Annotated in this window: 21 protein-coding genes; 11 read left to right on the forward strand and 10 right to left on the reverse strand. The window is 66.4% G+C overall.

The genetic code is table 11. The annotated features are described in order from the left end of the window. The first annotated feature begins 130 nt into the window (after positions 1–130). Positions 131–1,981, forward strand: coding sequence for a sigma-54-dependent Fis family transcriptional regulator (locus VGR99_RS00750; RefSeq protein ID WP_326896382.1), 1,851 nt, complete (start codon positions 131–133; stop codon positions 1,979–1,981). 5 nt (positions 1,982–1,986) lie between these two features. On the opposite strand, the gene VGR99_RS00755 is transcribed toward VGR99_RS00750, so the two are convergent. Then, positions 1,987–2,556, reverse strand: coding sequence for a flavin reductase family protein (locus tag VGR99_RS00755; RefSeq protein ID WP_326896383.1), 570 nt, complete (start codon positions 2,554–2,556; stop codon positions 1,987–1,989). Between the two features lie 58 nt (positions 2,557–2,614). Next, positions 2,615–3,712 carry an LLM class flavin-dependent oxidoreductase gene (locus VGR99_RS00760; RefSeq protein ID WP_326896384.1) on the reverse strand — a complete coding sequence of 366 codons (1,098 nt, stop codon included), beginning with the start codon at positions 3,710–3,712 and terminating at the stop codon, positions 2,615–2,617. A gap of 219 nt (positions 3,713–3,931) precedes the next feature. On the opposite strand from VGR99_RS00760, the gene VGR99_RS00765 reads away from it, so the two are divergent. The 3 genes from VGR99_RS00765 to poxB all read left to right on the forward strand — a co-directional run bounded on the left by VGR99_RS00765 (position 3,932) and on the right by poxB (position 7,309). Then, positions 3,932–4,846, forward strand: coding sequence for a 2-dehydro-3-deoxygalactonokinase (locus VGR99_RS00765; protein WP_326896385.1), 915 nt, complete (start codon positions 3,932–3,934; stop codon positions 4,844–4,846). 13 nt (positions 4,847–4,859) lie between these two features. Further along, positions 4,860–5,492, forward strand: a complete 633-nt coding sequence (locus tag VGR99_RS00770; protein ID WP_326896386.1) for a 2-dehydro-3-deoxy-6-phosphogalactonate aldolase — start codon at positions 4,860–4,862, stop codon at positions 5,490–5,492. An 80-nt stretch (positions 5,493–5,572) separates the two neighbouring features. Beyond that, on the forward strand, positions 5,573–7,309 hold the full coding sequence (gene poxB, locus VGR99_RS00775) for a ubiquinone-dependent pyruvate dehydrogenase (protein ID WP_326896387.1): 1,737 nt from the start codon (positions 5,573–5,575) through the stop codon (positions 7,307–7,309). Between the two features lie 288 nt (positions 7,310–7,597). On the opposite strand, the gene VGR99_RS00780 is transcribed toward poxB, so the two are convergent. Together VGR99_RS00780 and VGR99_RS00785 are read right to left on the reverse strand one after the other, a co-directional pair. Further along, complete coding sequence (locus VGR99_RS00780; protein WP_326896388.1) at positions 7,598–7,963, reverse strand: hypothetical protein; 366 nt, start codon at positions 7,961–7,963, stop codon at positions 7,598–7,600. A gap of 68 nt (positions 7,964–8,031) precedes the next feature. Next, positions 8,032–8,940, reverse strand: coding sequence for a PaaI family thioesterase (locus VGR99_RS00785; RefSeq protein ID WP_326896389.1), 909 nt, complete (start codon positions 8,938–8,940; stop codon positions 8,032–8,034). 144 nt (positions 8,941–9,084) lie between these two features. On the opposite strand from VGR99_RS00785, the gene VGR99_RS00790 reads away from it, so the two are divergent. Together VGR99_RS00790 and VGR99_RS00795 are read left to right on the forward strand one after the other, a co-directional pair. Beyond that, positions 9,085–9,402, forward strand: a complete 318-nt coding sequence (locus tag VGR99_RS00790; RefSeq protein ID WP_326896390.1) for a hypothetical protein — start codon at positions 9,085–9,087, stop codon at positions 9,400–9,402. Positions 9,403–9,586: 184 nt separating this feature from the next. Further along, positions 9,587–10,801: an LON peptidase substrate-binding domain-containing protein gene (locus VGR99_RS00795; RefSeq protein WP_326896391.1), complete on the forward strand. Its 1,215-nt coding sequence runs from the start codon at positions 9,587–9,589 to the stop codon at positions 10,799–10,801. 15 nt (positions 10,802–10,816) lie between these two features. Here VGR99_RS00795 and VGR99_RS00800 read toward each other — a convergent pair whose 3' ends face one another. Further along, a complete protein-coding gene (locus VGR99_RS00800) occupies positions 10,817–12,286 on the reverse strand; it encodes an amidase (protein WP_326896392.1) in 1,470 nt (489 codons plus the stop codon). A 210-nt stretch (positions 12,287–12,496) separates the two neighbouring features. Further along, positions 12,497–13,603: a ring-opening amidohydrolase gene (locus tag VGR99_RS00805; RefSeq protein WP_326896393.1), complete on the reverse strand. Its 1,107-nt coding sequence runs from the start codon at positions 13,601–13,603 to the stop codon at positions 12,497–12,499. Positions 13,604–14,846: 1,243 nt separating this feature from the next. Between VGR99_RS00805 and VGR99_RS00810 the strand changes: the two genes are divergently transcribed. The 4 genes from VGR99_RS00810 (at position 14,847) to VGR99_RS00825 (ending at position 19,759) form a co-directional block, all read left to right on the forward strand. Next, entirely contained in the window at positions 14,847–17,183 is a 2,337-nt protein-coding gene (locus tag VGR99_RS00810) for a Tex family protein (RefSeq protein ID WP_326896394.1), read from the forward strand. Positions 17,184–17,357: 174 nt separating this feature from the next. Further along, positions 17,358–17,909 (forward strand): hypothetical protein, encoded by a 552-nt coding sequence (locus tag VGR99_RS00815; RefSeq protein WP_326896395.1) that lies wholly within the window; start codon positions 17,358–17,360, stop codon positions 17,907–17,909. 100 nt (positions 17,910–18,009) lie between these two features. Then, positions 18,010–18,702 (forward strand): response regulator transcription factor, encoded by a 693-nt coding sequence (locus tag VGR99_RS00820; RefSeq protein WP_326896396.1) that lies wholly within the window; start codon positions 18,010–18,012, stop codon positions 18,700–18,702. Continuing rightward, positions 18,689–19,759, forward strand: coding sequence for a HAMP domain-containing sensor histidine kinase (locus VGR99_RS00825; RefSeq protein ID WP_326896397.1), 1,071 nt, complete (start codon positions 18,689–18,691; stop codon positions 19,757–19,759). Before VGR99_RS00820 ends, VGR99_RS00825 begins: the two co-directional genes overlap by 14 nt. On the opposite strand, the gene VGR99_RS00830 is transcribed toward VGR99_RS00825, so the two are convergent. Continuing rightward, positions 19,754–20,119, reverse strand: a complete 366-nt coding sequence (locus tag VGR99_RS00830) for a helix-turn-helix transcriptional regulator (RefSeq protein WP_326896398.1) — start codon at positions 20,117–20,119, stop codon at positions 19,754–19,756. The genes VGR99_RS00825 and VGR99_RS00830 overlap by 6 nt on opposite strands. After that, positions 20,116–20,982, reverse strand: a complete 867-nt coding sequence (locus tag VGR99_RS00835) for a S1C family serine protease (RefSeq protein WP_326896399.1) — start codon at positions 20,980–20,982, stop codon at positions 20,116–20,118. Before VGR99_RS00835 ends, VGR99_RS00830 begins: the two co-directional genes overlap by 4 nt. 213 nt (positions 20,983–21,195) lie before the next feature. Here VGR99_RS00835 and VGR99_RS00840 point away from each other — a divergent pair, with 213 nt between their 5' ends. Next, positions 21,196–22,161 carry a VOC family protein gene (locus tag VGR99_RS00840; RefSeq protein ID WP_326896400.1) on the forward strand — a complete coding sequence of 322 codons (966 nt, stop codon included), beginning with the start codon at positions 21,196–21,198 and terminating at the stop codon, positions 22,159–22,161. A 23-nt stretch (positions 22,162–22,184) separates the two neighbouring features. Here VGR99_RS00840 and VGR99_RS00845 read toward each other — a convergent pair whose 3' ends face one another. Further along, positions 22,185–23,315 (reverse strand): diguanylate cyclase domain-containing protein, encoded by a 1,131-nt coding sequence (locus VGR99_RS00845; protein WP_326896401.1) that lies wholly within the window; start codon positions 23,313–23,315, stop codon positions 22,185–22,187. An 85-nt stretch (positions 23,316–23,400) separates the two neighbouring features. Continuing rightward, entirely contained in the window at positions 23,401–23,601 is a 201-nt protein-coding gene (locus VGR99_RS00850; RefSeq protein ID WP_326896402.1) for a hypothetical protein, read from the reverse strand. Positions 23,602–23,729 lie beyond the last annotated feature (128 nt).

A 23,729-nucleotide genomic window follows, 5' to 3' on the forward strand; every position in this document is an offset into this window, starting at 1 on the left:
TCGTGATCTGACGTCATTCCGGGTTCGGCTCTTTGAGCCGCCCCGGAATGACAGCGAAACCGGTTCCCGATTGACATCCCCGCCCGTGCTGCCAGACTTTGCACAATAATACAGGGTGGAGACGTCCGCGATGGCCAGCCTTTCGGCCTCGAACCATGTCGCCCGTGTCTTGTCCGTCGCCAATCACGTGGCCGACGTCGACGCCTCTTCGCGGATTGCCAATTCGTGGCGGCGCTGCCTGATCAGCCACAAGCTCGATCCCGCCCGCCAGGGACCGCCGCAGACGCTGACCGAATCCGAGATCCGTCACGTCGCCGAGCCCCTGGCGGAGACGATCCGGCTGCTCACGCCGGAGCTCGACGATCTCGCCCGCGTGCTGCGTGACGCCGGCTACTGCGTCAATCTCGCTGATGCGAACGCGACCATGCTGTTCAGCCGCCTGCCCGGCGAGGCCGACGCGCGCATGTTCATGGACTGGAAGATCTACACCGGCTCGAACTTCGCCGAAGCCTTCGAGGGCACCAACGGGCTCGGCACCGCGCTCGCCGAGCAGAAGCCGATCCTGGTGCATCGCGACGAGCATTTTCGCGCGCAATGGCACATGTTCTCCTGCGCCGTGGCGCCGCTGTTCGACCAGGCCGGCCGGCTCGCCGGCGCCATCAACATCACCTCCTGCCGCGAGGATCTGGAGCGCGCCGCGCATCAGCTCGCGCTCGCGGTCACCATGGAAGCGACGCGGCGGATGGAGGGGGCGATCTTCCGTGGCCATTTCCGCAGCGCCTGGATCGCGACCGTGCCTGGCGATGGCGGCAGCGGCCTGCTCGCCTATGACGACGACCGCCGCATCGTCGGCGCCTGCCGCTCGGCGCGCGCCTTGCTCGGCCTCACCGACGGCCTGATTGCATCGGGCATCGACCTGTCGCGCTACATCAAGCTGGATCATTCGCGCAACGCGGACGAGATCGTCGAGCTGCGCCGGGCCGACGGCAGTCCGTTGGGCCAGGGTCATGTCGCGCCGCCGCTGCGCGCGAAGTCGCATGCGCCGCGCCGCGATGCGCCCGTCGATCGCTTCGACGCGCTGCACCGGCTGGCCGGCCGCGATCCCGGCTTGATCAAGAGCGTCAAACGGCTGCGAAGCATCGGCGATCACAATCTGCCGGTGCTGCTGCATGGCGAGACCGGCGTCGGCAAGGACGTGTTCGCGCGCGCCATTCACGCCGCCAGCAACCGCGCGCGCAACAATTACGTCGCGCTGAACTGCGCGGCGATGCCGGAGAGCCTGATCGACGCCGAGCTGTTCGGCTACGAGGCCGGCGCCTTCACCGGCGCGCGACGCGATGGCTCGAAAGGCCTGATCGTGCAGGCCGACGGCGGCACGCTGTTCCTCGACGAGATCGGCGATATGCCGATCGCGCTGCAGACGCGGCTTCTGCGCGTGCTGGAGAATCGCGAGGTCTGGCCGCTCGGCGCGCTCAAGCCGGTGCCGGTGGATATCCGCCTGATCAGCGCCACCCATCGCGATCTCGGCCGCATGGCCGAGGAGGGCGCCTTCCGCGCCGACCTCTATTTCCGTCTGCGCGGCATGGAGGTGCGGCTGCCGGCGTTGCGCGAGCGCGCCGACCGGGACGATATCATCCGCCAGATCGCGCGCGAGGAGGCGCCGAACTGCCGCCTGTCGGACGAGGCCTGGGCGCTGCTGGAGGCCTATTCCTATCCCGGCAACATGCGCCAGCTCCGCCATGTGCTGCGGCTCGCCGGCTGCACCGCGGAGGGCGGAATCATCACGGATGCGGATCTGGATCTGCCGCCGTTTGGTGGGCGGACGACGGAGCCTGATCTCGAAGCAGCCGAGCGCGCCACGATCGTCGAGGCCCTGCGCAAGCACGGCGGCCGCGTCACTGAGGCAGCCCGCGCGCTGAAGCTGAGCCGCGCCACGCTCTATCGCAAGATCAAGCTGCTGAAGATCGAGACGGCGCAGTAGCGCTCTTACGAAAAATCCGTCCAGCTCAGATGCCGCGAATCGAGGTCGCCGACTGAAACGGTCTCGCGGATTTCCTGCGGCGTGTGAAAGCTGCTGCGCAAGTACACCAGCGGCTTGGCCGTGGCCAAATGCGATGCGCTGCGGACTTCGCCGACGAAGATCGAATGCGTCTTGGTCTCGAACTCCTGCGCCAGCACGCAGTCGAACGCCGCGACGGCGTCGGTCAGCACCGGCGCGCCGGTGGCGCCGCGCGTCCATTGGCCGAACGCAAAGCGGTCGTCGCCGTTGACGCCCTTCTGGCCGCTGAAGGTCAGCGCCAGCAGGGCGTGATCCTCGTGCAGGAAGTTGATCGCGAACGCGCCTTCCTCGCGGATGCGCGCATGCGCGCTGGCGTTGCGGTTGACGCAGACGATCAGCGAGGGCGGATTGTCCGACAGCGAGCAGGCCGAGGTCACCGTGAGGCCCGTGCGCTTGCCGTGCTCGGTGCCGACGGTGACCAGCGCGACTGCACCGGCGCATTGGCGCATCGCCTGCTTGAATTCCTTCGCGTCGAGAGGATTGGCGTCGACCGTCACGCGGAAATCTCCGAGAATGGAAGCGGGTGCGGCAGGTTCGCGCCGCACCCGCATCGGGTCAAGCCGCCTTCTGCGCGGAGCCGAGATGCTTCAGGCGGGGCATCACCTCGTTGGCGAGCAGTGAGAGCGAGTGGTGCCAGGCCTCGGCCTTGTGCTTGTAGTCGAAGCCGAACACGAGCAGCACGCCGAAGCCGCCGACCTCATCGTAGATCTTCTCGATCTTCTCGGCGACGGTCGCCGGCGAGCCGACGATCCAGTTCCGCTTGGCGCAATATTCGACCGTGACGTCGCTGTCGGGGACGTCAGGGGCGTGCTTCAGATAGTCCTTGAAGCCGAAATGGCCGAGCAGCGGCAGGAAGTACTCGCTCATCATCCGGCCCATCATGTCGCCGGTCGAGAGCTTCCAGGCCTCCTCGTCGGTGTCGGCAACGAACACCTCGCGCACCAGCCGCCAGTCCTGGCGGTTCGGCTTGCGCCCCGTCTTGGCGGCGCCGATCTCGACCGAGTCCCAATGGCTGCCGACATAGGCCGGGTTGAGGTTGAGGCTCATCGGGATGAAGCCGCGCTCGCCCGCGAGCTTGAGCGTGTCCGAGTTCTTCGACAGCCCGGCCACGCCGATCGGCGGATGCGGCGCCTGCAGCGGCTTGATGTGGGGCTTGAGGAAATCGAACATCGTGTCCGGCTTGGTCACCGTCCAGAACTTGCCCTTGTAGGTCCAGGGCGCGGGATCGGTCCACATCTTGAGGATGATCTCCAGCGCCTCGCGCGTCATGTCGCGGTTCTGCCCGCTCATGCCGTCGACGTTGAACATCGCCCAGTCGCTCGGCAGGCCGGATGCGGCGACGCCGAAATTGAGCCGGCCCTCGGACAGATGGTCGAGCATCGCGACGCGGTTGGCGAGCTCGGCCGGATGGTGATAGGGCAGCAGAAAGCCGCCCGGCCCGATGCGGATCCGCTTGGTCTGCATCAGGGCCTGCGCGATCAGAAGGTCCGGCGTGGGATTGGGTTCCCAGGGCGCGGTGTGGTGCTCGCCGACCCAGGCCTCCTGATAGCCGAGCTCGTCGAGCCAGCGCATGACCTGCAGGTCCCAGTCGTTTCCTTCCTTCAGGCCGCACTCCGGCGGATGCGAAGGCATCGTGAAATAGCCGATCTCCATGGATTTCCTCTCCACAATTGACGCGTCTTGTTGCGCGGTTCACGGATGTGAGTGGAGTGGCTTCAGCAAGCGGTGTGCCAGCGCGCCCCGCACCCCTGACCCCGCGATAAAACGCTGGTTTGCGGCCGCAATCCCCGATATCCCGGGGCAGATTTGCAAGGAGCCGTCTCATTGTCGCGAGACGGGGTCTTGCCCGTGAGACGAAGGATATTCGTGACGATGACCGAACCCGCCTATGTCGCGGTGGACTGGGGCACCTCGAGTTTTCGCCTGTGGCTGACCGACCGCGCGGGTCAGGTGCTGGCCGAGCGTCGCAGCGGCGAGGGCATGCTGGCGGCGGCGAAGGCCGGCTTTGCCGGCGTGCTGCAGTCGCATCTTGCCGCGGTCGAGGCGCCCGCTGATCTGCCCGTTCTCGTCTGCGGCATGGCCGGGGCCAAGACCGGCTGGGTCGAGGCTGGCTATGTCGACACGCCGGCGCCGCTCGCCGCCGTCCTGAAGCAGGCGGTGCGCGTGCCGGGCGAGGCGCGCGACATCCGCATCCTGCCCGGCATCGCGCAGCGCGAGGTCGCTGCGCCGGACGTGATGCGCGGCGAGGAGACGCAATTGCTCGGCGCGGTCGGCCTCGATGCCGCGGGCGAAGCGCTGGTCTGCATGCCCGGCACGCATTCGAAATGGGTGCGCGTGAAAGACGGCACGGTCGCGCATTTCTCCACCTTCATGACCGGCGAGCTCTTCAGCGTCGTTTCGCGCGAGACGATTCTGTCGCTCGCGGTCGCAGGTGCCGAAGAGGCCGAGGATATCGCGAGCTTCAAGGCGGCGGTGAAATCCGCGTATGAGGCGCCGGCCTTTGCGGCCAATCTGCTGTTCACGGCGCGGTCGCGGCAGCTCCTGTTCGGCGGCACGCCGGCTGCTGCGCGCGAGACGCTGTCGGGCACGCTGATCGGCGCCGAGCTTGCCGCAGGACTCTCCGGCACGTTGCCGAAGGCCGGCATCACGCTGATTGCGTCGGGGCGGCTGGCCGCGCTGTACCGGCACGCGTTCGACGCAGTGTCGGTGACCGTGCAGCCGATCGATGCGGATGACGCAGTTCGTCGCGGCCTGTCGATGGCGGCGGCGGCGATCTGGATGAAATAGAAGGATCTTTGAGATGAGCGTTCCCTTTCCGCCGATGCAGCGCCCGCTGGTCGCGATCCTCCGTGGCGTCAAGCCGGAGGAGACCGAAGCCATCGTCAGCGTGCTGATCGAGGCCGGCATGACCGCGATCGAGATCCCCCTGAACTCGCCCGATCCGTTCCGCTCGATCGGGCTCGCGGTGAAGCAGGCGCCGGCCGGCGTGCTGATCGGCGCCGGCACGGTGCTGGCCACGGCGGATGTCGATCGTCTCAACGACGTCGGCGGCACGCTGATGGTCTCGCCGAATGTGGATACACAGGTGCTGGCGCGTGCACATCAGTACGCCATGATCACGCTGCCGGGCGTGTTCTCGCCGACCGAGGCGCTGCTCGCGGCGCGCTCCGGCGCATCGGGCCTGAAGTTCTTTCCTGCGAGCGTGCTGGGTGCATCCGGCATCGCCGCGATTCGCGCCGTGCTGCCGGCAGGCATCATGATCGCCGCGGTCGGCGGCGTCTCCGATCAGAACTTCGCCGAATACATCAAGGGCGGCGTCACCGCGTTCGGGCTCGGCTCCAGCCTCTACAAGCCCGGCATGACCGCGGCCGATGTCGCCGCGCGCGCGAAAGTGACCATCGCGGCCTATGATCGGGCGATTGTGAAAGACTGAACCGGCAATAAACAAGCCGTGATGCCGTCACGGTCGCGCATTATCCTATCTTGCCGCATCAGCGAGATCAGGAGACCGACATGGCGATCAACAACGTGGCCGATCTGTTCGTGGCAACGCTCGAACAGGCGGGCGTCAAGCGCATCTACGGCATCGTCGGCGACAGCCTGAACGCCCTTACCGAGGCGCTGCGCCGGCGCGGCACGATCGAATGGATCCATGTCCGGCACGAAGAAGTCGCGGCATTCGCGGCCGCCGGCGAAGCCGAGATGACGGGAAGCCTCGCGGTCTGCGCGGGCTCCTGCGGTCCCGGCAATCTGCATCTGATCAACGGCCTGTTCGACGCGCATCGCAGCCGCGTCCCCGTGCTGGCGATCGCGGCGCAGATTCCGACCGCCGAGATCGGCGGCGGTTATTTCCAGGAAACCCATCCGCAGAATCTCTTCCGCGAGTGCAGCCATTATTGCGAGCTGGTCTCGGATTCGAGCCAGCTTCCTTTCGTGCTGGAGAATGCGATCCGCGCCGCGGTTGGCCTGCGCGGCGTCGCCGTCGTTGCCATGCCCGGCGATGTCGCCTTTCGCGCGCCGCCCAAGCGCGCGCTGTCGACGACGCGCGGGCTCTCGCTCGCAGCGCCAAAGGTCGTGCCGCAGGCTGACGAGCTGAAGGCGCTGGCGGACCTCCTCAACGGCGCCGAGCGCATCACGCTGTTCTGTGGCCGTGGCTGCGCCGGCGCACATGCGCCGCTGATGCAACTCGCGGAAAGCCTCAAGAGCCCGATCGTGCATGCCCTCGGCGGCAAGGAGCATGTCGAATACGACAATCCCTACGACGTCGGCATGACCGGCTTCATCGGCTTCTCCTCGGGCTACGCCGCGATGCATGCCTGCGACGCGCTGGTGATGCTCGGCACCGATTTCCCCTACAAGCAGTTCTTCCCTGATGATGCGAAGGTCGCGCAGATCGATATCCGCCCGGAAAATCTGGGCCGGCGCTGCAAGATCGATCTCGGCCTCGTCGGCGACGTCAAGCTCACCATCGAGGCACTGCTGCCGCTGCTCAAGCCCAAGACGCAGCGCAAGCATCTCGACGATGCCATCGCGCATTACAAGAAGGCGCGCGAGGGTCTCGACTCCCTTGCGAAGGGTACGCCCGGCAGCAAGCCGATCCATCCGCAGTACCTTGCAAAAGTCATCAGCGACAACGCGTCCGAAGACGCCGTCTTCACCGCCGATGTCGGCACACCCACGGTGTGGGCCGCGCGCTATCTCAATATGAACGGCCGCCGCCGGCTGATCGGCTCCTTCGTGCACGGCTCGATGGCCAACGCGATGCCGCAGGCGATCGGCGCGCAGGCTGCGCAGCCCGGCCGTCAGGTCATTTCACTCTCGGGCGACGGCGGCTTCACCATGCTGATGGGCGACCTGATCACGCTGACGCAGATGAAGCTGCCGGTGAAGCTGGTGGTCTTCAACAACGGCGTGCTCGGCTTCGTCGCGCTGGAGATGAAGGCCGCTGGCTTTGTCGACACCAATGTCGATCTGGAGAATCCCGATTTCGCCGCGATGGCGCGCGCGATGGGCATCTTTGCCAAGCGCGTCGAGGATCCCGGCGAGCTTCCGGGTGCGATGAAGGAGGTGCTCGCCCATAACGGCCCGGCGCTGCTCGACGTCGTCACCGCCAAGCAGGAGCTGTCGATGCCGCCGACCATCACGGCCGAACAGGTCAAGGGCTTCAGCCTGTGGGTGTTGCGCGCGGTGATGAGCGGCCGCGGCGACGAGGTCATCGACCTCGCAAAGACCAACCTGCTATCGCGCTGAAGCACTGCGAATATTGGCTGCACCAGTGCTGACCAGGAGCGCGGTTCACCTCTCCCGCAAGCGCAGGGCTATCGCATTTGGCAGCGATTCCGCTGTGGCCATCCTTCGAGACGCCCGCCGTTGGCGGGCCCTCAGGATGAGGACGGAGTGCGCGGCCGTAGTTTTGACGAGCTCCTATGCCGCTTAGCCTCATCCTGAGGAGACCGCGAAGCGGTCGTCTCGAAGGACGAGGCGCGCGCTCAGATCGTGCAAGCGGGAGAGCACCGGCGTTGCCAGGCGTGTCTCGCTTTAGCCGCGCTTCACCGACGGCGCGGGCAGCTGCTCGTGGCGGCGCTGGAAGCGCTGCCAGTGCAGCACGATGCCGATCAGCAGGGCCGGGACGAAGCCGAGCGCGATCAGGAAATACGGCAGCTCCTTCGGCGAGATGAAGGCGATGGCGATGTCCGAGATCAGCCAAAGGGCGGCGAAGATCACCGCGAAATCCGTGCGCGGGCAGCGCAGATAATAGAAGACCGCAGTGATGACGACGGCAGGGCCGATGGCGATGGCGATCATAACCGCCGTCAGCTCCTTCGGCGTCAAGGCGTCGAGCACCATCGACGCCAGCAGCCAGATGGCGGCGAACATGGCGACGATGTCGATCGGATGCCGCAACCCAATACCTCTCGCAGGGAACGCGCTATCGTTGTGGTTCCATACCCCGGCCGTCAAGTAAAATACGCCTATTCCACGTCATTTCCAGGCGCAGGACGCAGCATGAAATGGCCGAAGGCGGTGGCGATCGGCTTGTCCGAATCATCCTGCCAGGCGCGCGCCTCGAAGGCGACGATGCGGCGGCCCTGCTTCACGATCGACACGTTGGCGAAGGTATCGAGCGCGCGCCCCGAGCGCAGATAGTTGACAGTGAGTCCGATCGGTTTGGGCAGCCCGGCGATACCGAGCTCGCGCCTGACGCCGAAAATGGCCGTGGTCTCCAGGAACGCGCCGGTCATGCCGCCATGGATCGCGGGCAGGATCGGATTGCCGATGATCTTCGGCGAGAACGGCATCGTCGTTGTGCCGTCCGCGTTGATGCGGATGCCGAGACAGCGTGCGAACGGGCTGTTCGCGAACGGACCCTCGGGATCGTCCGGCGCCTCCAGCATCGGGATGCTGCGCGTATCCATCCTGCGGTCGGCGAGCATGTTGGTGCGATTGGCGCCGATCATGAAGCAGGCGGTCGCGGTCGCGACCGGATCGTCCTCGGACTCCTGATAGGCCGTGGAGCGCACGAAGGCGATCGAGCGCGTGGTGCGGTAGCAGACCGAATGCGCCTTGATGGCGAGGCCCGGGGTTGCCGGCTTCTGATAGTCGATGCGCAAATCCAGGGTTGCGATCGCGCGCGTGCCGTCGAGCGCAAGTTGCACGGCCATGCCGCAGCTCTCGTCCAGCATCGCGGTGACGACGCCGCCATGCAGCACGCCGGTCTCGGTGTCGCCGACGAAGACGGGACGGTAGGGCAGGCTGGACCAGGCCTCGCCGGGCGCGAAGCGGTCGAGCTGGAGCCCGCTGATGTGGCCGTAATCGGAGCGGCGGCCCTTGATGGCCTCGGCGAGTTCCTCGAATGGGAGCGTGGTGGGCAACGTGGACATGACAACGTTGTAGACCAGTGTTGGGTGCCGCGCAAAACCCCGCATGCATCGCCGCACGGGCGCCCTGCACGGCCGGTTTGGCCTCGACAGGGCCGGCCGAAGCAACGATGGTGGGCGTTCGTCCAATGCCCCAAGGAGTATGCCATGGCTGACCCCGAGACACCCGCCATCAACCCGGGGCCCGTCATTATTTCCAGCTCGAGCTCGGAGCGGGCACCGATCATCTATTTCGACGGCGCTTCCTGCTTCGGCCACCACAACGGCGCGATCCAGATCGAGCTTGCCGCCAACCTGTTGATGCCGGTCGGCGCCGCCGTCAGGGTCGACGTGGTCCAGACCGCGCATCTGCGCTGTAGCGTCGCCGCCGCGCTGGCGCTGCGCGAAGCGCTCGACAAGGCGCTGGCGATGTACAAGCAGGGCCAGCAGCAGCCGGCGGAGCACATCCCGGCAGTGAAGAATTGAGATCGCAATTGACAGCTTTCTGTCTTTGCGCCACCTTCCGCAGAGGTTGATACGACCTGCCGGTTGCACCCTCTGTGGAATGGTGAACGTATCGAGCCCTCGTCGGCCTCCCCTTTGCCCGAGCGTCCGGGTCAGCAACGCAACCGCCTGATACATCTGGATCGCTCATGCAGAGGACGAACCGATGCGCGATTTTCGCGATGCCAAGGCTATGGCGCAGACCCTGCGCGAATCCCTGACCACCAAAGCCGTCACCATCAGCCACAGCGAGAGCCTCGAACTGGTGTCGAGGATGTTGGGCGTTGCCGACTGGAATACATTGTCGGCGCTGCTTCACGCCGAGCGGCGTGACCCCATCGCGCCGGCTGCGCGGCTCAAGGCGACGACGGCGCTTTATCCAGCCATTCCGCTGCGCGATCTCGTTCCGTTTCCGAACGCGACCTATCCGATGTTTGTGGGACGGGAGAAAACGATGCGCGCCTTGAACCAGGCGTTCGAAGGTGGACGGGAGGTCGTGGTGGCGATCCAGCGGGAGGCGGCCGTCGATGATCCCCGATTTTCCGATGTCTACGAGATCGGCATCCTGGCCCAGCTGCTCGAGCTCGAAACGCTCGGCGATGGCACGCTCAGGGTGTTGACGCGGGGACTTCGACGTGTCGCGCTACGCAGCTTCACTGCCGAGTCGGCCGCCTATCAGGCCGAGGTCGCTGAAGTCAGCGAGGGAGCGGCCCGCGATGCGCGAGATCTGATCCGAAGAATCTATCAGCGCTTCCAGGATTACACGGCGGCGCACGGAATTCTTGTGCCCGACATCTGGATGTTCTTCGATCAAACCCGTGATCCCGGGCAGATTGCCGACACCGTTGCGACGCGAATGAAATTGCCCATCAGGGACAAATACGAGCTGTTGGCGACGCTCGATCCCGTGACACGGCTCGAGCGGATCGAGGCGCTGCTTGACCTGTCGCAGCGTCCGATCTCGGCGAATTACGCGGCCACGAAGCGGCAGGCGCTCGATTACGCTAATCGGCGCCGGCATCAATATGCGACGCTAGAACACTTTCTGCTCGCTCTGATGGAGGATCCGGACGCGTCCGCGGTGATGCGCGCCTGCGACGCCGATCTTGGCAAGCTGAGGCAAAGCCTCGTGCAATATCTCGATAGCGAGCTCCAGCACACCGTGATCGATAGCGAGAGCGCGGAGCCCACGGCGGCGTTCAAACGCGTGGATGAGCGCGCCTCGCTCCATGCCCAGGAGGTCGGCAATGCCGCGGTGACCGGCGCCAATGCGCTTATTGCCTTGTTTGCCGAAACGCGAAGTCCGGCGGCACGCCTGCTCGCGGAGCACGGCGTCTCGCGGGGCCGCGCTATTAAGGCGATCGCGCGAGGTGCCGGCTAGCACGCACAGTCGATCCTAGCCGACATGCACCTTCGGCTTCTTGCCGCCGTTCCACTTGCCGTCGAGCGCGCGTTCGATCTGGGCGGCGAGTTGCAGCAAGAGGCCGTCATTGGCCTGCTTGGCGATCGCCTGGATGCCGAGCGGCAGGCCGTGATCCTGGCTCGCCATCGGCATCGAGATCGCCGGCATGCCGCAGAGGTTGGCGAGCGGCGTGAAGGCGAAGAAGCGCCACAGATTGCCGAACCAGTCGAGCACATCGGGGTTGTCGGAGATGGTGAGATATTCCTTGGTGCCGACCTTGGGTGTCGGCAGCGCCGTGATCGGCGTCAGGATCACGTCCCACTGCTCGAAGAAGCTGCCGAAGCCGCGCGACGTCGTGTTGAACACGCCCTGCATCCTGGCCCGGTCGGCGAAGCTGGTGTGAAGTCCGGCTTCCCAGATCCGGATGTTCATCGGCTCGATCAGGTCTTCCGGCGGCTTCTCCAGCCCGCGCGCGGCCAGCATGTTGGAGATCACGACCGAAAAGTTCGAGATGTAGCAGGTGGTCTGCGCCGCGAACGCAGCGCGGAAGTCGAGCTCGGGCAGCGCGTAGTCGACGTGATGGCCGAGACCCTCGAGGAAGCGGCCGGTCTTCTCCAACTCGGCCGCGATCTCCGGCGTCGCGGTGTAGTCGCCCCAGGTGTGGGACAGCGCGATGCGCAGCTTGCTGGGATCGCGCTTGATCATCTCGGAATAGGGCTGCGCCGTGGTCCAGAACGGCATGAACTCGCCGGGTGCGGGCCCGCGGGCGTGATCGACGAAGGCGGCGGTGTCGCGCACCGAGCGCGACTGGCAGCCCTGGATCGAGACGAGGCCGGTGAGGTCGGACATGTGGGGCGCCAGCGAGAACACGCCGCGCGACACCTTCAGGCCGATATTGCCGTTGACGCCGGCGGGAATGCGGATCGAGCCGCCGCCGTCGGTCGCATGCGCGATCGGCACCACGCCGGCGGCAACCATCGCGGCACTGCCTGCCGACGAGCCGCAGGTGGTGTAGTCGGTATTCCAGGGGTTACGGGTGACGTAGACCGCGGGATTGTCGGCCGAGCTGCACACGCCGAATTCCGGCGTCGTGGTGCGTCCGATCAAATTGAGCCCCGCCTGGCGGAATTTGCCGGTGAGAAACGTGTCGGCCGCGGCGCGATTGCCGCGCATCAGCAGCGAGCCCATCTCCTGCAGCCGGCCCTTCATGGTCGGCCCCAGATCCTTCATCAGGAAGGGCAGGCCGGCGAACGGACCGGCGAGGTTGGCGCCATCCTTGGCGGGATCGGCGATCACGTCCTCGAACAGCTCGACCACGCCCGACAGCGTCGGATTGACCCTGGCAACGGCGGCCGCAGCCTGACGCGCCAGTTCCTTCGCCGACAGCTCACCCTTGCGGACGCGTGCCGCAAGGCCAACGCCATCGTGCTGCGTCCATTCGTTCCAGCTCATCGGCAAAGTCATGAAGTCAAATCCCCTTGGGTAGCGGCGTCACCTTTTTCGCAAGGGCCCGCATGAATCAACTGAGCCGGCACGAAGGGCAGGGTTGCGCCGGGCGGAGAGGTCGGCGCGTGCGGGAGCATGATCCGGAAAAGTGTGCCGCGCTTTTCCGCAAGATCATGCTCAAAAAACGACCTGAAGCGCGATGACGATGGATCCCGATCTCATCGCGCTTTAGATCAGCCGTGCGATCACCGCAACCGGCCCGCCGCCGGCGGGGCCCTGATGCTCGGCGCCGCCGGAAATATAGACCGCGCTGGTGCCGGCAAGGCCGGCGATCAGGCCGCCGACCGCCGCGCGGGCATGGCGTGTCGAGCTGATATCGGTATCTTCCAGCATGGTGTGGCGAAAGCCGCGCACGCTGCCATCGGGCGAGGCCTCGGCCTTGGCGAAGATGTTGACGAGCTCGCGGCCCACGACGGTTTGCGGCGCGATGCCAAGGCCGACGCTCTTCAACGCCGACACCACCGCCGGGGCATCGATGGCGTCGTTCATCACGGCATGGCCGATCTCGAATTCGCTCACTGAAGATTCCGAGTTGCCGAGCACGATGACGACGTTGTGCATCAGCTCGATCCCGGACGATGTCGAGGCCACCTTCGAGAACAGATCGTAGCGCCGAAGCACGTCCTCGTCGTGGATATCGAAGGCAACTTCACCGAGCGCGACCGCAACCCCGAGCGCGGAGGCGCCGCGCGAATAGGCCATCGAGCTGTAGGAGCTGATCGTCGCGGTCTTGTTGCCGCGTGCGTTCGCGGCTTCGACACGCTCGCTGGTGAGCAGCGGGCACTTGATCTGGACGAAATGGACGTCAGCGGGATCGCCGATGCCGGCATCCGCCATGGCGGCCTGCACGGCTTTCGCCGTCTCCGTGATCTGCGCGGACCGGCCGAGCTCCTCAGGCAGGAAATCGCGGGTATGCGCCATGCCGATGCTCAGGCGCTTGCCCGACATGGAGGCCGGACGCTCGGCCTCGCGGCGTGTGAACACGGTGATATGCGGGCTGAGCACGCCTTCGGTGCCGCCGGACATCACGAAGGCGATGCGCTGCTCGACCGCCTCCGGCGACAGGCCGAGCTTCGGCGCCAGCGCCGTGCACAGCGCGGCGACGGCATACTCGCGGGTAAAATCGTTGACGCCGCCATTGCCCTCGGTCTTGCCGAGGATGGCCAGGATGGAGGACGGATCGATCGCGCCGGAGCCGATCAGGGCCATCAGGCCCGAGACGTCGCCGGGGCCCTTGGTGGCGATCTTGAACACGCCGACCGATGTGGTGCGCATGATAGTCCCTGGAGTTCAGTGGTCCGGCAGGCCCACCAGCCGTGGAACAGGGGGCGATGTCAAGGTTCGAACGGTCCGTAGCCCGGATGAGCGAAGCGATATCCGGGGCGGTGCCGATGTTGTCCCGGGTGTCGCTCCGCTCACCCGGGCTACGAGACCTTGCGTTGCCCGACGGGCAAAACACCCAATTGGCGGGTCAATCGCCACCCGCAAAATATTCGCCTTTACAGAAATTCGGCTTTATCGCATTCTCCCGCCACCTCACCCCTGTCAGAGGGGCGTATCGCGATCGTCACGAACGCGGGGTGAGCCGTGGTGGACGCAGGACCACACCGGCGCGAAGGGTTTTGCAGGGCGGGCAACCGTGAGCGAAACACCTCGCGCATACGACCGGTGGGCCCTGCGTACGGTAAAACCGTGTCGTCCTGGCGCCCGGGGTCTGTGCGCCAAGTCTTGCGGTGATGCGTCGGCCCAACCGGGTCGCGTGTCAGCCATCCGCAAGGCGACGGGGGCACTAGTGCATCGCTCCCCGGGGAGAGCCCGGCATAAGCCGTAAAACCACTGCGCAGGGAAGGCCGGTTGTCAGGCTTCACCTGTATGCCGCTGTGCAGCTTCTTGTCGCCACCTTTTGCACAGTGGACCGTGGGTGCCCGGCCGGCACCCGGTCTTCCCTGCGCCCTCTGACAAAGGAGGGTGATGTGACCAGGCAAAGCTCGGGCGAAATCAGCCGCGAGGATGCGGAGGTGCGTCTGCGAGGCCGTAGGATGGGTAGAGCACTTGCGAAACCCATCATGCCGCTGCCCGCACAAGAGATCGATGGGTTTCGCTTCGCTCTACCCATCCTACGATCTGGCTCGCAATGACGTTGAGAGATTGTCGCGTCAAACCTCAGTCTCGTGTGCCCCGGACGCAGCGGAGCGCCCTTTGGCGGTGCGCTGCAGAGCCGGGGCCCATCTCGCCGCGTCGCGTGCCGCTTTCTGGGTCCCGCCTCTGCGCAGCAGCGTTCCGGACGATGCTTCGCATCGCCGGGAACGCTGCAGCGCGTCCGGGGCACGAGCGCGCGGCCACCGATCTCCGCGGCATCCCCACGATTGTGGCGAGATCGCATCGGATCAACAAAAAAATCCTCTGTCGACGGTTGCGCGCCGCACCTTGATGAATCAACCTCGGTTGGTCCATAAGCGGCGTCCCGCGGCCGGATTTCGGTCTGCGTCGCGTGCTTGGAATTTAGAGGAAATCTCGCGTGGCAAATATCAACCAGAAAATTGCGCAGGAGCTTGGGGTACGGGCGGAGCAGGTCGAGGCGGCGGTGACGCTGCTCGACGGCGGCGCCACGGTTCCCTTCATCGCGCGCTACCGCAAGGAAGCGACCGGTGCGCTTGACGACGCGCAATTGCGGACCCTGGAGGAACGCCTGGTTTACCTGCGCGAGCTGGAAGACCGCCGCAAGGCGATCCTCGAATCAGTCCGCGAGCAGGGCAAGCTCGATGCCGCGCTCGAAGCCTCGATCATGGCTGCCGACAGCAAGGCGCGCCTCGAAGACATCTACCTGCCGTTCAAGCCGAAGCGCCGCACCAAGGCCGAGATCGCCAAGGAAGCCGGCCTCGAGCCGCTCGCCAATCAGCTCATCGCCGAGCCCGGCAACGATCCCAAGGTCGTGGCGGAAAGCTTCATCAACGCCGAGAAGGGCGTTGCCGACGCCGTCGCCGCGCTCGACGGTGCCCGCGCCATCCTGGTCGAACGCTTCGACGAGGACGCCGATTTGATCGGCGCGCTGCGCGAGGACATGTGGACCAATGCGCGCATGGCCTCCAAGGTGCGCGACGGCAAGAAGACCGAGGGCGAGAAGTTCGCCGACTATTTCGAGTTCTCCGAGCCGCTGACGAAACTCCCCTCGCACCGCATCCTCGCGATGTTCCGCGGCGAGAAGGAAGAGATCCTCGACCTGCAGATCCAGGCTGAAGCCGAGGCGCCGCCGGCCGGCGTGCCGGGCGCCTATGAGTTGAAGATCATGAAGCGCTTCGGCATCGCCGACCTCAAGCGCGCCGGTGACCGCTGGCTGATCGACACCGTGCGCTGGGCCTGGCGCACCAAGATCCAGGTGCATCTCAACATCGATCTGCGCATGCGGCTGTGGAATGCGGCCGAGACCGAGGCCGTGCGCGTGTTCGCCTCGAACCTGCGCGACTTGCTGCTCGCCGCGCCCGCCGGCACCCGCGCCACCATGGGCCTCGATCCCGGCTACCGCACCGGCGTCAAGGTCGCGGTGACCGACGCGACCGGCAAGGTGGTCGATACCGCGGTGATCTATCCGCACGAGCCGCAGCGGCAATGGAACGAGGCGCTCGCGATCCTCGGCAAGCTTGCGATCAAGCACCGCGTCGAGCTGATCGCGATCGGCAACGGCACCGCTTCGCGCGAGACCGACAAGCTCGCGGGCGAGCTGGTCAAGGGCCTCGCTGAGCTGAAGATGAACAAGATCGTGGTGTCGGAGGCCGGCGCGTCGGTCTATTCGGCCTCCGCCTTCGCTTCGGAGGAACTGCCCGGCCTCGACGTCACCCTGCGCGGTGCGGTCTCGATCGCGCGGCGGCTGCAGGATCCGCTCGCCGAGCTGGTCAAGATCGAGCCCAAGGCGATCGGCGTCGGCCAGTATCAGCACGATCTCGGCCAGGCCAAGCTGGCAAAATCGCTCGATGCCGTGGTCGAAGACTGCGTGAACGCGGTCGGCGTCGACGTCAACACCGCCTCGGCGCCGCTGCTCGCCCGCGTGTCGGGCGTCGGCTCGGGCCTTGCGCAGAGCATCGTGGCGCACCGCGACGCCAACGGCCCGTTCAAGTCGCGCAAGGCGCTCAAGGAGGTGCCGCGGCTCGGGCCGAAGGCGTTCGAGCAGTGCGCCGGCTTCCTGCGCATCCTCGGCGGCGAGGATCCGCTCGACGCCTCCGGCGTGCATCCCGAAGCCTATCCGGTGGTGCGCCGCATCCTCGAGGCGACCAAGAGCGACATCAAGGCGCTGATCGGCAGCAGCGAGATCGTCCGCACGCTGAAGCCGAAGGATTTCGTCGACGAGACCTTCGGTCTGCCGACCGTCACCGACATTCTGCGCGAGCTGGAAAAGCCTGGCCGCGATCCGCGTCCGGCGTTCAAGGCTGCGGTGTTCAAGGAAGGTGTCGAGGAGATCAAGCATCTCCAGAAGGGCATGATCCTCGAGGGCACCGTGACCAACGTCGCCGCCTTCGGCGCCTTCGTCGACATCGGCGTGCACCAGGACGGCCTCGTGCACATCTCCGCGATGTCCAGGAACTACATCAAGGATCCGCGCGAGGTGGTGAAGCCCGGCGACATCGTCAAGGTCAAGGTGCTGGACTTCGAGGTCGCCCGCAAGCGCATCTCGCTGACCCTGCGCCTCGACGACGAGGTCGGCGCCAAGAAGGACGCCCCCGGCATGCAGCGCGACAACAGCTCGCGCAATCCCGCCCGCATGACCTCCTCGGCCCCGCGCAAGCAGGAATCGTCCGGCGGCGGCGCCCTCGCCGAAGCGATGCGCCGCGCGGCCGAGAAGAACAACGGCAAGCGGGCGTGACCCCTTAACCTCTCCCCGTAAGAACGGGGAGAGGGAGCGATAGAGCGGGGGCCCTCTCCCTAACTTCCGCGTCAGAATCTGGCGCCTTTGTAAGTTGAAGCGGCCTGTCGCTTCCTTTCATCTGGTCCTCCTCGCACGGCATGAAGACTGCCGCGCTGTACGGAGGATGCTTCGATGAACAACAGGCTTCTCAAAGGCCTCACCGCGGCGGCGCTTGCCGCGATGGTGGCGGTCGCTTCACCGGTGCTGGCGCGTGGCGGCGGTGGTGGTGGCGGCGGCCACGGCGGTGGCGGCTTCGGCGGTGGCGGTCACGGCGGCTTCGGTGGCGGTGGCTTCGGTGGCGGACATTTCGGTGGCGGCGGGCATTTCGGCGGCGGAATGCACGCGGGCGGCTTCGGTGGCATGCGTGGGGGCGGCTTCGGCGGTGCCCGTTTCGCCGCTGTCGGCCCGGCCTTCGGCGGCGCCCGCTTCGCCCATGTCGGGGGCCCGGCTTTCGGCGGCGCGCGCTTCGCGCATGCGGCGATGAGGCCGGGCTTCGCGGGCGCCGGCTGGCACGGCCGTCCCTTCATCGGCCGGCATGCCTTCTTCCACCGCAATCACTTCCGTCGTTTCGCCGTCTTCGGCGCGCCGTTCTACTACGCCAATTACTACGACGATGGTTGCTGGCGCAGGGGCTGGACGTCCTATGGATGGCAATGGGTCAATGTGTGCGGAGACTATTGGTAGTCGCATCACCGTACCGCACCATTGTCGCGATCGCCATCGGGCAGTTCCGCTCAGCCCCGGAACGGGATAGTCTGATGGCGATCGTCGCGCGGAGTCTTGCATGACTGGAGGTCACCGCCGCATTCTGGTCGTCGAGGACGATCCGGAAACCGCAGGCCAGCTCGTCGAGGAGTTGACGACCTCCGGCTATGAGGTCGATCTCGCAGCCACGGGACGCGAGGCCCTGAGCCAGGGCGTTGCCCGCGATTATGCCGTGATCACCATCGACCGCATGCTGCCCGACATCGACGGCATCGCCGTGATGCGCCAGTTGCGCGACGACGGCATCGCCGCGCCCTTCCTGATCATCTCCGCGCTCGGCGAAGTCGACGACCGCGTCCGCGGCTTGCGCGCCGGCGGCGACGACTATCTCGTCAAGCCGTTTTCCTTCGTCGAGCTGCTCGCCCGTCTCGAGGCCCTGGGCCGCCGCAGCGAGACCGTCGCCAAGGAAACGGTCCTGCGGGTCGGCGATCTCGCCGTCGACCTGATCGCTCGCAGCGCCTCCCGCCACGGCCGCAAGATTCCGCTGTTGCCGCGCGAATTCCAGCTGCTCGAATATCTCGTCCGCAACGAGGGCCGTGTCGTCTCGCGCGCGATGCTGCTGCAGCATGTCTGGGACCTGCATTTCGATCCCTCCACCAACATCATCGACGTCTATGTCGGCCGTGTCCGCCGCAAGGTCGACGATGCCCAGGCCTATCCGCTGATCCATACCATCCGTGGCATCGGATATTGTCTCCGTGCTCCTGGCTAAGACGCTCCGCTCCTCGACCTTCCGTCTGGCGCTGATCGCGATCGCGACGTTCGGGCTGATCGTCGCGGCGATCATGGCCTATGTCTATTTCGGCACGCTCGCCTATGTGCGAAGCCGCGTCGGCGACGTCGGCGATCACAGCGGTTTCACTGCGATGATCGAGCTCGCGATGGTCGCAGTTGCCGTGCTGCTGGCGGTGCTCGCCGGGCTCGCGGCCGTGCTGGTGACGCGGCGTACGGTCGGCCGGATCGAGGAGATCAACGCCACCAGCCGGGCAATCATGCTGTCCGGCCTCGACCGGCGCATTCCCTTGCGCGGCAGCCACGACGAGTGGGACCGCGTCGCCGAGAATCTCAACCAGATGCTCGACCGCATCGAGACCCTGATGGGCGAGGTCAAGCAGGTCAGCGACAACGTCGCCCACGATCTGCGCACGCCGCTGACGCGGATGCGCGGCCGGCTGGAGAAGGCCTATCATGTCCAGCGCAACAGCGAAGCCGATGCCGTGCTGATCGGCGACACCATCGCCGATCTCGACGCCGTGCTCGGCATGTTCGCCTCGATCACGCGGATCTCGGAGATCGAGACCCGCGCCCGCCGCAGCGCCTTTCGCGCGCTCGATCTGGCCGAGATCGCCGGCGAGGTGGTCGAGCTCTACGATGCCGCCGCCGAGCAGGTCGAGACCCGTCTCAGCCTCGGCGGCGACCGCGAGGTCGCGATCACCGGCGACCGCGACCTGCTGTTCGACGCCGTCGCCAATCTCGTCGACAATGCGATCAAGCATGGCCGCAAGGGCGGGCAGGTGACGGTGATTTGCCGCAGCACCGATGGCGGTGCCGACATCGCGATCAGCGACGACGGTCCGGGCATTCCCAATGAGGAGCGCGATCACGTGTTCAAGCGCTTCTACCGGCTCGAGCAGAGCCGCTACACGCCGGGCAATGGCCTGGGGCTCAGCCTCGTCGCCGCGGTCGCGCGCCTTCACGGCGCCGAGATCACGCTGCACGACAATGCGCCGGGCCTCACGGTCCGGCTCAGTTTCTCCGCAACATCATAGCTCGATCACGCCGCGGCGCGCCGCATGCGCCACCGCGTCGGTGCGGCCGGTGGCATCCAGCTTGTCGAGCAGCGAGCCGACGTGGAATTTCACGGTGTGCACGGAGATGTTGAGCTGCCGCGCGATCATCTTGTTGGAGGCGCCTTCCGCCATCAACGCCAGTACATCAAGTTCGCGCTGCGTCAGCGCAATGTCCTCCGGCATGGCGCGCGGATCGCGGGCGACGATCGTCGCCGTGGCGGCCTCGCCCGGCGCGGCAAGGCGAAGCCCCGCGACACTGCCGAGCAGCGTCGCGAGGCGGCCCGCGAGAGCGGGATCGTCGATCTCGAGCGACAGCACGATCTCGTTGTCCGCGCTCACGCCTCGGGCCTCTCGCCGATCGTGACCTTGAAGCTGGCCGGCTCGCCGCCGCGGTGGACCGCGACATCCACGACCGTGCCGACGCTCGCAGGCCCCAGCGTCCGCGACAGCGCGCGTACGCCGGACAGTTTCTGGTCATTGACCGCCACGATCACGTCGCCCTGGCGGATGCCGGCGGTGGCCGCCGGACCTGCCTTGTCGACACTCATCACCATGGCGCCAATGCCGTCGTCGAGCCGGATCGGCTGGAGGCCGAGGCCGAGATAGCCGCGCGCGATGCGGCCGCGCGCTTCGAGCTGCGGCGCGACGCGCTCGATCGTCGCTGTGGGAATGACGAGGACGCGCCGCGGGCCGAGCACAGCCATGCCGAAGGCCTCGCCCGACGCATTGAGCGCAAGCGCGCCCTCCTGGCTGGGGCGCAGGCGAACGTCGAGCTCGATCCGCGCGTCGATCTCGCCGCCGCGCAGGGAGCGCCAGCCCTTGCCTGACGCCGACACCATCCCGAGCGCTGCGCTCGGCGTGTCGCGATTGGTGGCGACCACGACCGACAGCGAGCCGAGGGGAGGGACTGTCGCGGCGAGCTTGATCGGCGTGAGGTTGGCCTCGGTGCGCAGCAGCGCGATATCGGTGGTGTGGTCGCGGCCGGCGATCGTCGCAGCCACCGTGTTGCCGTCGGCAAGCACGATCTGCACGTCGCCCTCGTCGGCCAATGCCTCGTCGGCGGTGATGATCAGGCCCGGCTTCCAGACGAAACCGGTGGCGCGGGAGCGATGCGAATGCACGGAAACGACGGAGGGCGCGGTGAGCGCCACGACGTCCGCGAGCGCGGATGACAGCGAGGTGAGGGGAGTAAAGTCGGGCATGGGAAGCTCCTGTAAGCTGTCCCCAATCTGGGATGTTGCGGCCGATTGCGAAACTGGCCGGGTGGGCAGGAAAGCGGCAAGAAAAAGGTCAGGAAGCCGCTTCCCGTAGGACCACGGCCGACGAACATGTGATTGGGAGCCGCTCACGGGAACGTGTAGCAATCCGTAAAATTGCGCTGCCCGGCTTCAAATCGTTTCCGCGAGCCCCGACCGATGACCATCGACCTCACCCGCCGCACCCTGCTTCAACTCGCCGGCGCCAGCTCGCTTGCGATGGCCGCGGCGGCTGCGGCGCGTGCCGAGGGCACTCCGCAAGGCGGTGGGCCGACCTATGCCAGCCGCACCCCGATGCGGGTCGGCATGGTCACGCTGCGGGTGAAGAGCCTCGACAAGGTCGCCGACTATTACCGCGACGTGATCGGGCTAACCGTGATGGAGCGCTCGGCGACCGCCGCAAGGCTCGGCACCGCCGGCCTCACGCTGCTCGTGCTGGAGGCCCGCCCCGATGCCGCGATCGAGCAGCGCACCGCCGCCGGCCTCTATCACACCGCCTTCCTGATGCCGACCCGCAAGGATCTCGCGCGCTGGCTGGTACACGCCGCCTCGCATCGCGTGCCGCTGTCGGGCTTTGCCGATCATCTCGTCAGCGAGTCGGTCTATCTCGACGACCCCGAAGGCAACGGCATCGAGGTCTATGCCGACCGCGATCCCTCGCAATGGCAGTGGAGCGAGGGCAGCGTGAAGATGGCGACCGACGAGCTCAACATCCCCGACCTGCTGTCGCTCACCAACCCGCGCGTCCCCGACTATGCCAAGGCGCCGGACGGGATGCGCGTCGGCCACATGCATCTGCGCGTCGGCGACCTCGCCGAAGCCCAGAAATTCTATCACGGCACGATCGGTCTCGACCCGACCCGCAGCCGCAACGGTGCCGCGTTCCTGTCGTCGGGCCGCTACCACCATCATCTCGGCATGAATGTCTGGCAGAGTCAGGGCGCCGGCCAGCGCGACGATCAGGCGACCGGCCTTGCCTGGTTCTCGCTGGTGATGGCGAAGCAGGAATTGCTCGCCGCCCAGGAGGAGCGCCTGCGCAAGGGCGGGGCGAAGGTCACGGCGCTGGCGGATGGCCTGGAGGCGATCGATCCGTGGGGCACGCGGGTGCGGCTGCTCAAGGTGTGAGCCGCTTGTAGAGGCGCGGGAGATCAGCCTGCCTGGCGTTCAGGGACGGCCTCGTCATCCGACCAGGCGAAGCGGCCGCCTCCGGCGCGCTTCGCCGTGTAGAGCGCACGGTCGACGCGTTCGAGCAGTTGCGAGGCGTTGCCTGCGGCATCGACGCTGACGAGAATGCCCGCGCTGGCGCCGATGCGGACGGGAATGTCCGTCAGCAAGAACGGCATCGAGAGGTCGCGAATGGCCTGGCGCGCCAGTGCGAGCGCTTCCTCGCGGCCGTCATCGCCGGCGGCAACCTGTTTGAGCATCATGAATTCATCGCCGCCGAAGCGTGCGGCGATGCCATTGTGGCCGATGCAGAATGACAATCGCTCCGCGACCTGGCGCAACAGATCGTCGCCGGCATGATGGCCGTGACGGTCATTGACCGGCTTGAAGCCGTCGAGATCGATGGCGATGATGGCGAAGTCGTCACGCGTCTCCGCAAGAGCCTGGAAGAACGCGGCGCGGTTCGGCAATCCCGTGAGGAAGTCGTGTGTCGCCTGTCGCGCCAGGCGATGTTTCGCTTCGAGGCGTTCGACGAAGGCGGCGCTGAGATGCTTCGAGGCCTCGCGCAAGGTCAGCCAGAAGAACACCAGCATGATCGCGCCGATCTTGTAGGCGAATTCGGGCCGGAGCAGGCCGCCGACGATGGTCGGCATCAGCAGGATGGCCGCGGTGTTGAGGATGATCCACGGACGGATCGCGGCGCGCGAGACCATGCCGACGCAGAACGACATCGAGAGCCCGAAGGCGATCCAGGCACCGGGTGCGTCGTCGATCTCCAGCGCGCGGTAGGACAGCATGCCGAGCGCAAGGCCGAAAGCGGACGCGCCGGCACCGTAGAGCCGCTCCCAGCGGATCACGTCGGCATCGGAGAAGTGCGCCGCGCGCGACTTGTAGCGAAACAGGGAATAGATGCGGGCGGCGGCCGTGATGAAGATGAAGACCGAGATCACGGCGTAGCCGGCATCGCCACTCATGACGGCGAGCGACGCGGCTCCCGTCACCGATGTGACGCCGATGGCGAACACTTGCGGCAGCGACGTGTACAGGAGATCGACGAGCTCGCGCCTGATACGCGGATCGGGATGCAGATACCTGGACAACATTGTGAGAGGCATGCGGGCACCATCACCGTCACTCCCTAACAAGGCGTAGGGGATGGGCGCGACATGATGGCCGGCAGGTAACGTCCTTAAGGAGTGGTCAATGTCTCAGCGGTGGTGGCGTCGTGGTGCCGAGCGCGTTGTCCCAGCGATAGGAATAGCCGACGCCGATGATGTAATCCGGTGAGTTCCGGTTGAGGCCGAAGGCCAGATGGACATCGAGTTGCTCGGTCCGGTTGAGGAGATAGCCGCCACCGATATTGACGAGTGCAGTGCTCGCGCCGTACGCGGTGACGGACATTCCCCAGCGTGAGCTCGGCCCCCGAGCAGCGCAGCCGCGAGGAGACCGGCGCAACGCAACGAGGCCCGCCCACGCCGCGGGACAATCCCCAAAACCACAATTGCGCTCGTCGCAGGCCGCTCGCTTGC

The sequence above is a fragment of the Bradyrhizobium sp. genome (assembly GCF_035935975.1).
Taxonomy (GTDB): Bacteria; Pseudomonadota; Alphaproteobacteria; order Rhizobiales; family Xanthobacteraceae; genus Bradyrhizobium.